The sequence below is a fragment of the Myroides sp. C15-4 genome (assembly GCF_050522745.1).
Lineage (GTDB): Bacteria > Bacteroidota > Bacteroidia > Flavobacteriales > Flavobacteriaceae > Flavobacterium.
The window spans coordinates 53,333-66,717 of the sequence record NZ_JBMVQX010000007.1; the positions used below are offsets into that span (position 1 = coordinate 53,333).

At 35.9% G+C, this 13,385-nt stretch carries 12 protein-coding genes; 11 read left to right on the forward strand and 1 reads right to left on the reverse strand.

What is annotated here, in order from left to right; translation table 11 throughout:
* The first annotated feature begins 1 nt into the window (after nucleotide 1).
* The 11 genes from ACPDHL_RS05110 (at nucleotide 2) to ACPDHL_RS05160 (ending at nucleotide 12,216) form a co-directional block, all read left to right on the forward strand.
* Entirely contained in the window at nucleotides 2-1,489 is a 1,488-nt protein-coding gene (locus tag ACPDHL_RS05110; RefSeq protein ID WP_430531714.1) for a GH3 auxin-responsive promoter family protein, read from the forward strand.
* A gap of 25 nt (nucleotides 1,490-1,514) precedes the next feature.
* Complete coding sequence (locus ACPDHL_RS05115) at nucleotides 1,515-3,194, forward strand: DUF6909 family protein (protein ID WP_430531715.1); 1,680 nt, start codon at nucleotides 1,515-1,517, stop codon at nucleotides 3,192-3,194.
* A 1-nt stretch (nucleotide 3,195) separates the two neighbouring features.
* Nucleotides 3,196-4,140, forward strand: a complete 945-nt coding sequence (locus tag ACPDHL_RS05120) for a hypothetical protein (RefSeq protein ID WP_430531716.1) — start codon at nucleotides 3,196-3,198, stop codon at nucleotides 4,138-4,140.
* Nucleotides 4,141-4,143: 3 nt separating this feature from the next.
* A complete protein-coding gene (gene rfbC / locus ACPDHL_RS05125) occupies nucleotides 4,144-4,692 on the forward strand; it encodes a dTDP-4-dehydrorhamnose 3,5-epimerase (RefSeq protein WP_430531717.1) in 549 nt (182 codons plus the stop codon).
* Nucleotides 4,689-5,456 (forward strand): dTDP-4-dehydrorhamnose reductase, encoded by a 768-nt coding sequence (rfbD, locus tag ACPDHL_RS05130; protein ID WP_430531718.1) that lies wholly within the window; start codon nucleotides 4,689-4,691, stop codon nucleotides 5,454-5,456. Before rfbC ends, rfbD begins: the two co-directional genes overlap by 4 nt.
* A 10-nt stretch (nucleotides 5,457-5,466) precedes the next feature.
* Nucleotides 5,467-6,597 (forward strand): non-hydrolyzing UDP-N-acetylglucosamine 2-epimerase, encoded by a 1,131-nt coding sequence (gene wecB, locus ACPDHL_RS05135; RefSeq protein ID WP_430531719.1) that lies wholly within the window; start codon nucleotides 5,467-5,469, stop codon nucleotides 6,595-6,597.
* Nucleotides 6,598-6,699: 102 nt separating this feature from the next.
* Nucleotides 6,700-8,022 carry an O-antigen translocase gene (locus ACPDHL_RS05140; protein ID WP_430531720.1) on the forward strand — a complete coding sequence of 441 codons (1,323 nt, stop codon included), beginning with the start codon at nucleotides 6,700-6,702 and terminating at the stop codon, nucleotides 8,020-8,022.
* Nucleotides 8,019-8,750, forward strand: a complete 732-nt coding sequence (locus ACPDHL_RS05145) for a glycosyltransferase family 32 protein (RefSeq protein WP_430531721.1) — start codon at nucleotides 8,019-8,021, stop codon at nucleotides 8,748-8,750. The genes ACPDHL_RS05140 and ACPDHL_RS05145 overlap by 4 nt, the downstream gene beginning before the upstream one ends.
* A gap of 43 nt (nucleotides 8,751-8,793) precedes the next feature.
* Nucleotides 8,794-10,152 (forward strand): O-antigen ligase family protein, encoded by a 1,359-nt coding sequence (locus ACPDHL_RS05150; RefSeq protein ID WP_430531722.1) that lies wholly within the window; start codon nucleotides 8,794-8,796, stop codon nucleotides 10,150-10,152.
* Complete coding sequence (locus tag ACPDHL_RS05155; protein WP_430531723.1) at nucleotides 10,149-10,949, forward strand: glycosyltransferase; 801 nt, start codon at nucleotides 10,149-10,151, stop codon at nucleotides 10,947-10,949. The genes ACPDHL_RS05150 and ACPDHL_RS05155 overlap by 4 nt, the downstream gene beginning before the upstream one ends.
* Nucleotides 10,950-10,956: 7 nt before the next feature.
* Nucleotides 10,957-12,216, forward strand: a complete 1,260-nt coding sequence (locus ACPDHL_RS05160) for an O-antigen ligase family protein (RefSeq protein WP_430531724.1) — start codon at nucleotides 10,957-10,959, stop codon at nucleotides 12,214-12,216.
* On the opposite strand, the gene ACPDHL_RS05165 is transcribed toward ACPDHL_RS05160, so the two are convergent.
* Nucleotides 12,197-13,273, reverse strand: coding sequence for a glycosyltransferase (locus ACPDHL_RS05165; RefSeq protein ID WP_430531725.1), 1,077 nt, complete (start codon nucleotides 13,271-13,273; stop codon nucleotides 12,197-12,199). The genes ACPDHL_RS05160 and ACPDHL_RS05165 overlap by 20 nt on opposite strands.
* Nucleotides 13,274-13,385 lie beyond the last annotated feature (112 nt).

The following is a 13,385-nucleotide window of genomic DNA, read 5'->3' on the forward strand; positions in this document are numbered from 1 at the left end:
TATGTCTGTAAAATCTTTTGGAGCAAAGTTATTTGCTTCTATCATCCATAAAAAAACGCAAAAGTGGCTTAAAAATCCGGAGCAAACCCAAGCAAAAGTCTTGGCTGCTTTAGTCGCACAAGCGAAGCACACTGCTTTTGGAAAAGATCACCATTTTGAGTTAATCCAAGATGCACAGACCTTTGCTCAGCAAGTACCTGTTCGCGATTACGAAGGCTTAAAACCCTATGTTGATCGCGTAGTAAAGGGAGAGGAAGATGTGCTGTGGAAAGGCAAACCTTTATACTTTGCTAAAACCTCGGGAACAACCTCTGGCGCTAAGTATATTCCCCTGACCAAAGAGTCCATGCCCTACCATATTGAAGCAGCGCGAAATGCGATTTTAGCTTATATTCACGAAACGGGAATAGCTGATTTTGTTGATGGCAAGATGATTTTCTTACAAGGAAGTCCTATTCTTGAACAAGTGAATGGAATTAATCTAGGACGATTGTCAGGTATTGTGGCGCATTATGTACCCGCTTATCTGCAAAAAAATAGATTGCCCAGTTGGGAAACTAATTGCATTGAGGATTGGGAAACTAAAGTTGACACCATCGTAGAAGAAACGGTGCATGAAAATATGACCGTGATATCGGGAATTCCCAGCTGGATTCAAATGTATTTTGAACGGTTAAAAAACAGGGAAGGCAAAAGCGTAGGGGAGATTTTTAAGCAGTTTAATTTGTTTATCTATGGCGGGGTTAATTTTGAACCCTATCGCGCCAAATTTGAACAGCTAATTGGGAGAAGAGTACCGTCAATTGAACTGTTTCCCGCATCAGAAGGCTTTTTTGCCTACCAAGATTCACAAAAAGAAAAGGGGTTATTGCTGCTGTTGAATGCAGGGATCTTTTATGAATTTATCAAAGTAGAAGAGTTCTTTTCAGATCATCCTAAGCGTTATACCATAGGTGAGGTAGAAATAGGGGTTAATTATGTACTTTTAATTTCCACAAATGCAGGCTTATGGGGATATAATATTGGAGATACCGTGCAATTTGTCAATCTGAAACCACATCGTATCGTTGTTTCAGGGCGAATTAAGCATTTCATTTCCGCCTTTGGCGAACACGTGATTGGCAAGGAAGTTGAAACGGCTTTACAAGAAGCGATGGAAGGGACAGACGTCCAAGTCAATGAATTTACTGTTGCGCCTCAAATTAACCCCACGGAAGGATTGCCCTATCACGAATGGTTTATCGAATTTGGACAAGCACCCGAAAATATGGAGGCGTTTGCCTTGTGCATCGATCAGGCCTTGCGCAAGCAAAATGTGTATTACGATGATTTAATCGTTGGAAAAGTATTGCGTACGCTCGTGATTCGATCGGTACAACAAGAGGGATTCCAAGCCTATATGAAGAGCATTGGGAAATTAGGTGGACAAAATAAATTGCCGAGATTAAGCAATGACAGAAGCATTGCAGATCAATTAAAAATAGACTAGAATTCAAGAAAGAAAAATGAGGACTATGAGAGAGATTAAAAATATTTCAAGAACAAGAGCGCAGGTATCATCTGCAGCGATTGAGCGCATTTATATTACGATGCGTCATTTGTTTAACAGAGGATTCTACAAACCTATGGGGGTGTCTGGAGATACACTCAGAGAAGCATTATTAGAATTGCGACCAGAAATATATGGTACAATTGCAGAAGAAAAGGCAGAATTAGATGGATTACTCTATGTTATTGAACGATTGCCTATTGGTATAGAGGAATGTAGATACATCAATTTAACCTCAGATGAAGGCTATTCCTTTTCCCATTTTCAAGCGATCGTACCGCCAAAAAGAAGAAGAAATTGCTATCGCATTGACGAAGAGCAAATGAATATTGAAATTACGCGTGGACGTTCGGACATTTATGATGTTTTAACGCATTTGACTTTCATTTTTATCGAGTCACATAAAATCAAAAACCGCGTGTTAATAGCGGAAGATGGACGCGTAACGCGCGATTGGCAAAAAATTGAAAAAGCAGCCAAGCAAACAGAAGTACTTGAATTACAAGAAAAAGAAGTAACGATCTCGCACTTAGCTAATGTGTTAGGACGTTCGTTTGCGGAAGTAGTAACCGTGTATGAAAAATTTGCTATTCCAGAAAATCCCGATCGATTTTTAGATGTGATCTATTGGTTAGGGAAACTCGCTATTGAAGAAGAAGTAGAACACGACAAGCGAACGATTACTTTTAGTCCTTTGTTGCGCGAGCGACTAGGCCATCACATTTACGGCGAAATTTGGTCAGACCGCATCAAGAATGTATTGGTTGAAAAAGGACTTGTAGAACGTCCGATTCACATCATTAGCGCCAATATGCACAGCGTGATGAATTCTATTTTTGCTCCTTTTGTGATGCAAGGAGAGCTAGAGGTATCGGAAGAAGTAGAAATCTATGAAGAGTTGAGTAAGCCTGAAAACAAGGCCTTACGCAATATGGTTCGCGAACGCGCTGAAAGAGAAGGCATGGTCTTTTTGTCAGACGATTCGGGAACTAATATTGATGTGCAAATCTTCGATACCGCAAAAATCGATTTCAAACAAACCAACTTTGCCAAGGCGAATTTTGAAGGTGATTATCCCGTGATCATTGTGATGGACTACGCTTTTGGAGAACAAGCCTATGAAACGATAGATGAATTGCTTAAACCGTATAAAAAAGAGATTCAACTGAATGTGGAATCCGTTTCTATTATGGGAAAAGCGGGAATCTTAGAGGGTGGAAAAGGGGATATTATGATTCCTTTTGCTCATATCAATGAAGGAACAGGGGATAACTATCCTTTTGACAATGAATTAACGGTGGATATGTTTGAAAACCACGGTATTCCCGTAGTTGGTGGAACCATGGTTACTGTATTGGGTACTTCCTTGCAAAACAAAGATTTGTTGAAGTTCTTTCACGATTCGACTTGGGGCGTAATCGGACTGGAAATGGAAGGTGCGCATTATCAAAAAGCCATTCAATCAGCGTCTAAGATTCGCAAAAGCATCAATCCAGATGTCAAAGTGAGGTATGCATACTATGCTTCGGATAATCCCTTAGAAACAGGAAGTACATTAGCTTCTGGTGGATTGGGTACAACAGGAGTGAAACCCACCTATTTGATTACAATAAAAATATTAGAACAAATTTTTACGAGCAATTAAAATGAAGGAGCAAGACAAGCAAGAGAAAGAGTTTGATGAAATAGATTTAGTTGATATAAAGAGAGCCACTGTATCTTTGTTGGATACGATTGGCTTTCTTGCCTACAAAACGATAAGATATATCGTTGGAAAGTGGATGTATCTCGTATTGGGATTACTACTTGGGTTCGTGTTAGGTTATGTCAAATACCGAGGTCATCAACACCTACTCCAAACAGCCGAAATAAGTGCTGGAGGAGGAGAATACGCGATTATTGTGGCTCCTAAGTATAATAGCATGGATTATTTAGATCAATTGGCTCAAGCCAATTTTTCAGATAAATTAGGGTATACTCAAATAAAAGAAGTTAAAATTGAAGGATTGGCCAGTGTGTTTTCGTTTTTGAGCCAGGATAGTTTATATGTGAAAATATACGAACACTTGGCCGCGAAAGAAGAAACAGCTGGAGAGATGATAAACAATTATGCAGTTAGCAAAAATTATGCGTATCAGTTGATGCGAATTAAGTTTGATCAACCTTTCAATGTGGAAACTTTCATCACCGATTTACAGCAGCATTTTAACCAGCATCCTTATTTTTCTCAACGTAAACAGATAGAAAGTCAAACACTAGCTTTAGAAAAAGAAGCCCTAGAAGAAGAGTTAAAAGGGCTCTCTTCTGTAGCTTTATTGGAGAATAAAACAGGAGAAAGCAAGCAATATTTGACTGTGTTAGCAAGGAAAAAAGAAGTTATTTCTCGCTTAAATCAGATTCAATTAGCCCAGTTAGAAAACAAAGAAGTTTTGTTTGTTTTGGATTATGTTGCTCAGGATATGGTTCTTATGGGTAGAAAAGTAGATACAATCGAAAAGCAAATTGCAAAGAATATCGCGAAGTGTATGCTTTTGTTTTTTGTTGTAGGAATGGGTATTGACTTTGTGCGATATTATAAATCCAAAGTATAAAAAATGAAAGTTGAATCAACACCATTTGAGGATTGCTTTGTCATACAACCTCAGGTATTTCAAGATTGTCGCGGTTATTTTTTTGAAAGCTATAACCAGGCTCTTTTTGAGGAAAAAACAGGGTTAAAGATCAATTTTGTTCAAGATAATCAATCGTATTCACGTAAAGGAACGTTGAGAGGGTTACATTTTCAAAAAGGAGCTTATCAACAGGCAAAACTCATTCGCGTCATTCAGGGTGAAATCCTAGATGTTATTGTAGATATACGAAAAAACTCACCGACCTATGGTTCGTATTTTTCTTTGATTTTAAATGATATAGATCAGAAGCAATTGTTTATTCCTCGAGGGTTTGCTCACGGCTTTTTAGTGCTAAGTGAAACAGCTGTTTTTGCGTATAAATGCGATAATTATTACGAAAAAGAAGCAGAAGGAGGGATTTTGTATAATGATCCAACGCTAGCCATCGCTTGGCCAGAATTAGATCAACCGTATATTGTTTCAGAGAAAGATGCGGTGTTACCTCGTTTTAATTCAATAGACCCTTTATGAAACGCATTTTAGTAACAGGAGCAACCGGTCAACTGGGGCAAGCCTTACAATCCATAAGTGCTCAATTTGAAACGAATGAGTTTGTATTTTTGTCTAGTAAGATCCTCGATATTACAAAGGCGGACAACTGCCTTGCTATTTTTGAGCAGTATAAACCAGCAGTTTGTATTAATTTTGCCGCCTATACCAAGGTAGATCAGGCAGAAGATGAAGTACAGCTAGCGTATCAAGTGAATGCGGAAGGATGTAAGAATCTAGCGGAAGCTTGTTTGATATATGATACAACATTGATTCATATGTCTACAGATTTTGTGTTTGATGGACAACAGCAAACACCTTATACGACAGCAGATAGTCCCAATCCCATTAACGTATATGGCGCGTCTAAATTAAAAGGCGAACAATATATTCAAGCATTAGTAGTTAACTATTATATCATTCGCACTTCTTGGGTGTATTCTGAATTTGGACATAATTTTCGCAACACCATGCTGAAGTTGGCAGAAACAAAAACAGAGCTTAACGTAGTCAATGATCAGATTGGTTGCCCAACAGATGCAGTTTCGATTTGTCAATATATAATGACTTCCTTACAGAAACAACCCTATGGATTATATCATTATAGCGGAAAGACGATTTGCAGCTGGTATGATTTTGCTCTGGCGATTTTTAAAGAAAACAAGATAAAAATAAAAGTAAACCCAATAACAACGGCGGAGTATCCAACCAAAGCGAAACGACCAAAGTACAGTGTTTTGGGATAAAAAAAATAGTATGATTCAAGAGAAAAAAAAAGTTTTATTGGTATTTGGAACACGACCTGAAGCGATTAAAATGGCTCCATTAATTCGCGCTTTCAATGACAATGCTACCTTGTTTGATAAGAGAATATGTGTTACAGGTCAACACAAAGAGATGTTAGATCAGGTTTTGGATTTTTTTAAAATCACACCTGATTATAACTTACAAATCATGGAACCCAAACAAACGTTAACATCCATTACTGCTAAGATACTTCTTGAATTTCAAAAGGTAATTGATGATTTTTGCCCCGATTATGTATTCGTTCATGGCGATACAACAACCTCTATGGTTGCAGGATTAACGTCCTTTTATTCGAATATTAAGCTTTGTCATGTAGAGGCAGGACTGCGTACTTTTGATAAAAAACACCCCTTTCCAGAAGAAGTAAATCGCCGAATTACTGGAGTCTTAGCTGATTATCATTTTGCACCAACAGCCTTGTCAAAGCAAAATCTAGTAAATGAAAAAGTAAAAGAAGAAGATATTTTAGTTACAGGAAATACGGTAATTGACGCCTTATTACACGGTCTAGAATTATTAGAAACCTATCAGACAAAAGATTTTACGCAATTAAAAGATCGCATAGGAACCGAGAAAGAGGTTATTTTAGTCACAGGACATCGCAGAGAAAATCACGGAGAAGGATTTGTCAATATATGTCGTGCCTTAAAGCTAATCGCATTAAATCATCCTGACAAATTAGTGGTATATCCAGTACATCTAAATCCAAATGTTTTAACTCCAGTAACGGAGATGCTAGCAGGAGTAGAAAATATTTTATTGATAGAACCCTTATCATATCCTCTATTTCTTTGGTTGATGAATCGAGCTAAAGTGATTTTAACGGATAGTGGTGGTATACAAGAAGAAGCACCGAGTTTAGGTAAACCCGTGTTAGTAATGCGTACCACTACAGAACGTCCAGAAGCAGTAGCTTCAGGAACTGTTAAGTTAGTGGGAACGGATGTCGAACTCCTTGTCGCAGAAGTGGAAAAATTACTAAGTGATGCCGCGTATTATCAGGCTGCTTCAAGTAAAAAGAATCCGTATGGTGATGGAACAGCTGCTAAGGCTATCGTTGATTTTATTAAAAAAATATAATATTATCTCAACCAACTAGCTGATTATGAGTATGTTGTTTTGGCGAGAGCATATTGATTTAGGAGTGAATTGATAATAATATAGATAATAGAATAAAAAGACATGGTCAGACAATCCATTCAAAAAATAAGGCAAAATAGCTTTTTAAATGCAAGTCTTTTTTCTGGTTTATCCGCGATTTCGAAACTAGTATCCTCTGTTGTAATAGCAAAATTTGTAGCAGTATTACTGGGCCCTGAGGGACTGGCTTTGATTGGTCAACTCAATAATTTTATTCTATTGATTATTACTTTAGGGGGAACTGCATTTAGTCAGGGAATTGTAAAATACATTGCACAATATAGCAGGGAAGATCCTCAAAAGGTGAATGCGATTATCAGTACGGGACTTAAATTGGTCGTCTTTTTAAGTGTTTTACTTGGGATTGGATTAATTTTAGGATCAACGGTTTTATCTTCCTATATTTTATTTGACGACAAGTACTACGTTGTATTTATTTGTTTGGGGTTTACATTGCTATTAAGTGGTTTAAACGCTGTTTATTCATCCGTTTTAAATGGAATGAAAGAGTTTAAAAAATTTAATTTAATCACAATTCTCAGTAATCTATTTGGATTAATTGTTTCTGTACTTTTTATGTACTTCGGAAAAATTGAAGGTGCGTTAATTGGATTGGTTTTAAATCAAACGATTCTTTTTCTAGTAACGTATTGGTTTATTCGAAATGAATCGTGGTTTGGCTTTTCCAACTATTGGAAAATACCTTTGGAAAAAAAATATACCCGAGACCTGTTCAACTATGCAGTTTTGGCTTTGTTTTCTACTATACTAGTACCAATTGTATCCATTTGTATTCGAAACTTTATTATTGAAGATTGGGGTATGAAAAATGCAGGCTATTATGAATTAATTGTTCGTATCTCTAGTGTGAGTCTAATGTTTTTCTCCGTTGTTATTTCCACCTATTATATCCCTAGAATTTCTGAAATTAAAACGGTTCAAGAGCTAAAAAAAGAAGTGCGTTCGACCTATAAAATTATTATTCCGATCAGTATCCTTGCTTTAGGTGGACTTTTTCTGTTTAGAGAGCTTGTCATAAAGATCTTAGCAACAACAGATTTTTTAGTAATTACCCAAGTTTTTATTTGGCAAACACTAGCTGATTTCTTTAAAATACTAGCACAGATCCTAAGCTTTATTCTAGTGGCACGGGCTTTTATTAAACTCGCTATTCTAATAGAGATCGCGTTTAATAGTTTGCAATTACTGTTGTGCTATTTCTATGTGCCTATTTATGGATATGAAGGAGCTATTAAAGTGAATACGGCAATGTATGTTGTTTACTTTCTTACATTTGTTCTGGTGTATTATTACTACATCATTCCCAGATTTAATTCTAATACTATAAAATTTAAAAAAGTATGATTCCTAAAATAATCCATTATTGTTGGTTTGGAAGGGGTAAAATGCCCGAAATTGTGATTAGTTGCATGGCTTCCTGGCACAAATTTCTTCCTGAATATGAATTGATTTTATGGAATGAAGATAATTTTCCTTTTGACGATTTTCCTTTTGCGCAAGAAGCCTTAGCTTCTAAGAAGTATGCTTTCGTTTCGGATGTTTGTCGATTATATGCCCTTTATCAGTACGGAGGAGTGTATTTAGACACAGACGTAGAAGTTTTAGGTCGTTTAGATGCTTTCCTAAATCACGCTGCTTTTTCTGGATTTGAAGACAATAAAAGTGTTCCAACAGGTATTATGGCCAGTACACAATTTGGACAATGGGCCAAAGATATGCTTGCTTATTATGATAATCGATCGTTTATAGATAAGCAGGGAAATATGAATACGCAGACCAATGTGCAAATTATTTCTGAACTGATGGTTGAAAAAGGCATTGTTTTAAATAATACGTACCAAGAAATTCCAAATTATATTACTTTTTATCCGAGTGATTTTTTTTGCCCTAAATCTCACTTAGATGGTAAAATTAGACGTACAGCAAACACAATTGTTATTCATCATTTTGCGGGTTCATGGCTTTCAAAGTCAGCGAAAAGAAAAATGAAAATGAAGCAATTTATCCGTAGTTTGGTAGGAAACAGTATCGTCGATAAAATTAAAAAAAGGATAGGAACGAAAAGAACTTGATGATATGAGTGAAAAAAAGAGACTTTCGACAAGGGAAATTTTCATGTACTTTTTTTTTATTTCAGGTATTTTTTTACTTCCTTTTACGAATTTTGATGGTGTAAATTTTTTAAGAGAATATGCCCGTGAAGCAGCTATTTATTTTTGGATTCTGTGCGGAGGAATACTCTTAGTTGAGGTTTTCTTGCAAAAGAGAAAGGTGTATTTTCCGTATAATTCAACCCTAGTGCTTCTCTTTCTTTTATTTGTTGTTTGGTGTTGTTTTACCTATTTGTTTAATTTTTATTCCATTCAAACAAATTATTTTAAAGGAAGAAGTGGTACAAGTCGCTTTGTGTCTCAAGTGATCTCCTTGTTACTTCCCAGCGTATTTTTAGTCTATTGCTTTTGGAATATCATCAGAACATGGACCATTAGACAGCTGTTAATCTACTTGCGCCGCATCATTTTTTATAGCTTTTTATTTGTATTTGTTTATGGATTTGTTGAGTTTGTTGCAATACAGGCAAATAGCGAATTCCTAAAAAAATTGTTACTGAGTCTAAATTTTCTTCCCTTTGTAAACAAAGAAGCTTTCTATGTTCAAAGAATATCATCCGTCTCTTTTGAAGTACCGTCTTTAGGAAATTATTTGATTTTTGTAGCAGGTTGGCTGTTTAGTTATGTTTTAACAATGAAGCGTAAAGGGTTGAGTCTTATCCCCACAGTATTGCTTTTGATTTTAACCGTAATTTCTGGTGCTAGAGCGGCTATGGTCATTGTTTTACTACAGTTTGTTCTATTTTTAATCGGATTGTTTTCTGTAAAAAGATATCGAAAAGTAAGGTACCACATCATTCAAATTGGCCTTGTAGGGAGCCTTTTAATAGCGGTTTTATTTGGAGGTAAAATTGCGAAAAAAATGAATGGGCAATTGGACTTTTTTAGTGTGGAAAACAATATTTCGAACCAAACGCGTTATGGAATGCAATATGCCTCTTTGAAAGTGTTCGCTGATCATCCAATAACGGGAGTAGGTTTCGGACAAAATGCTTTTCACAAGCAAAAATATTATCCCGATTGGGCTGTAACTAATAATTATGAATTTGAAGAGTGGTACCTAAACGAACATATTCCTCAATTTCCACCAGATTTCAATATTTATACTCGATTACTGGCAGAAACAGGTATCGTAGGATTTTTACTCTTTTTGAGTTTCTTAGTTTTATGCCTAAAGAGAACCTATCAATGCATGGAAAAAGGAAAACAAGAAGAGAAAGTACTTGGTCTGATCTTGTTTATTTCATTTGTAGGTTTTGCAGTGAATTGGCTTCAAATAGATTATATAAGACAATTGGGGTTTTGGCTTTGTTTTGCCTTACTCTTAAAGTTGATGTTTAATAAAACTATATTCGATAGATGAAAAAAATAGTCGTCTTAATTCCTCATTACAATGCGAAAGATGGGTTGTTGAAAACGTTGAAATCCATCAAAGAAACTAGAGCTATTGATGTGATTATTGTTGATGATGGCAGTAGAGAGCCACTTGATATCGAAGCGTTGAAAACGATCTATCGCCAAGAAGGAGAACTGTTCTTACTTGAATTGGGTAATAATCAAGGTATTGAACACGCATTAAATGCGGGTTTGGCATGGATTCACGAAAGAGCATATGACTACATTGGTCGATTGGACTGTGGAGATACTTGTATTGAAAATAAGTTCGCAAAACAGTTGGACTATATGGAGAAAAATCCAGCAATACTTTTGCTGGGTACATGGGCCAATTTTATTCAAGAAGAAGAGGAACGGTTTTTGTATGTGTTTGAAACCAAAACGACACATAAGCAAATAACTCGAGCCATGTATTTTAATAGCTGTTTTGTTCATCCTTCTGTGGTCTTTAGAAAAGCAGTACTAGACGAAGTTGGGTATTATCCTGTAGATTTTAAATACGCAGAAGATTTTGCCTATTTTATGCAAATATCATTACATGGTAAAGTGGAAAATTACCCCGAGGCATTGCTCAATTATTATATTGCAGAAAATTCTATCAGTACGTTAAGGCGTAAAGAGCAAATAAAAAGTAGAATTCGAATTATACGAAAATATAAACCATTTAATGGACTAAGAGTGCTGAGCATGATTAGAAATTATATGTTGCTATATACTTCTAGAAATTTAATTCTCAACATAAAGAAAGTAATTCGAAAAAAGTAAAAAGCTTATGCAACAAGAGCGTAAAAAAACGAAAGATAAAGTGATTCAATTCACTTGTGTAGGCATTCTGTTCCTCTATATTTATTTCATGGTATTTGGATTTATGATTGTCAATATGGCTTTATTGGCTTTAGTCATTTTGTTTTTCGTCAATTATAAACAGTCAAAAGAACAATTGATTACCTATTGGACAACCAATAAAACAGTGCTTCTTATTTTGCTTTCTACTGTTGGCTTTCAGTTTGTTCACGGAGCTATTACGGGGGATTTATCAGCAAAAAGATTTGGTTTTTTGGGTTTATTGATCGTTTCTGCCTTTGTTTTATCTTGGGTGCAAGAACTAAAGCTTATCGCTAAAATATTCCTTTTCTGTATCACCCTGCTCCTGGTTGCAGGCAGTTATAATATCTATAACTATTATGTAAGTGCAGTGGAGTTTGATCTATCTAGCGGAGGGCATATTGATCGTATGCTGATTGTGAACAGACCCTATTTGGGATTTATGTTAACTATTGGCATTTTAACTGCTTTATACTTAACGCGGATTTACACTAAATACAAACTATATTATGGTGGACTTAGCTTGTTGTTTCTAGTCTATCTCGTATTTATAGGCAATAGAATTCAAGTCGTATCTCTTGTGGTTTTGGTACTCTTGTATTTGTTGTGTTATGCGAAAATCAAGGGGATAAAAAAAATTGGAGGATTTGCATTCATTTGTTTAGTCGTCTTTCTTCTTTTTAATTATACCCCCATTTTAAAAAAGCGTTTTGAATTGGATAGCTTGACTACTATTACACAAATAACAGAACGGTTAGAAGAGAAAGAACCCCGTGTTTTGATTTGGAAATGCGCTTGGTCTTTTACACAAGAACCTTCTTTTCAACCCTTTTTTGGTGTTGGAAAGGTAGAAACGCTAGAAAATAAACTTAGGTCCTGCTACGATGGAATAAGTCTTCAAAATCCTATGCGGAATTATTTTATAGATGCACAATTTAATACACATAACCAATTTATTGAATATTATGTTCTTACAGGAATAATTGGGGGTGGACTATTACTTTCATTGTTTTGTGTGGTATTGGTAAAAGTTAGACGTTATTTTACTCCCACTGCTTTGACCTTCGCCTTATTTAATTTTTGTTTTGTTGAGAATCTATTTAATCGACAATTAGGCGTTTATTTGTTTGGTTTTGTACTAACATTCGTTTTGATGCTGTACCAAGAGGAAAAGAAGCGTATACAAGCTATAGAGAACGATAAATAGCGAAGAGATGGTTGAAATTTTTGTCTTTATCAAATTTTCTTTCACAAACAACATACGCTTGTTCGCCTAGTTGTTTGCGAAAAGAGGGATCTTCCAATTGTCTGATTACCTCAATTAAATCGGGTGCTTGAGTAAATAAGAAACCGTTGAGGTTAGGCTCAACGATATCGTTATTGCCAATAACATCGGTCGCTAGAATAGGCTTTCTAAAGGCCATAGCTTCAAGAACGGCAATAGGAAGTCCTTCCCAAAGGGAGGTTTGTAGGTAAACATCCAGCTGGTTTAAGTAGGGAAATACAGCCGTATTATTAGTAAACCAACCCGTTATTGTAATATTTGGAGCGGTTAGTTGATCGCGAAGTTCCCCATCGCCGATCCACAAAAATTGGTGTTGTGGAAAAAGAAGCGCCACTTCATTGAATAGCTTTGGATTTTTTTGATAGGAGATTCTGCCAATTGTTCCAATGATCAATTGATTCGAAGCATTGTCTTTGACCGTATAATGTTGGTTTAAATGCGTTAAATCGATCCCATTTCGCACTAAAAGGGATCTTCCAATTTGTTGAGCAATTTTGTATTCTGTATCCCCACAAGCAATGGTGGTCCCCCCAAAAAGGACTTGCGTTATTTTTTCGATCCCATAGAATAGCTTTTGTTTGACAGGAGAGATGTCCTGACGCAAAAAGGAGTAACCATGGGGCGTATAAAACAATTTTCGCTTGTAAGTTGGCATAAAACTTGCCCATCTGCCAATGACTCCCGCTTTAGAGGAATGTAAATGGATACAATCGGGTTTTAGTTGCTTGATCGTTCTCCTTAAAGCAAAAGTAGAGCGAAGATCCTTCAAGGGTTTTAGCTCTCGCTCCATTTCAATGGGAATTAGATGGATGGAGGTAGGAAAATCTTGATCGATCTGATCTTGTGTAATCTCTTTTCTTTTGTTACTGTAGATGATATAGGTTTCAATAGTAGGCTGTTGGCTAAAAAATAAAGCCAAGTCTTTAAAATAAGAATATACACCTCCACCAAAAGATTCTACAATATGGATAATTCGCATTAGCAATCTAAATTTATAACGACAAATTTAGTTTATTTATTTAGGAATTGTAAAATCAATAAGGTACAATTCTCAAAATAAAGAAAGTTCCTTAACTTTGTCTAGAAATGAA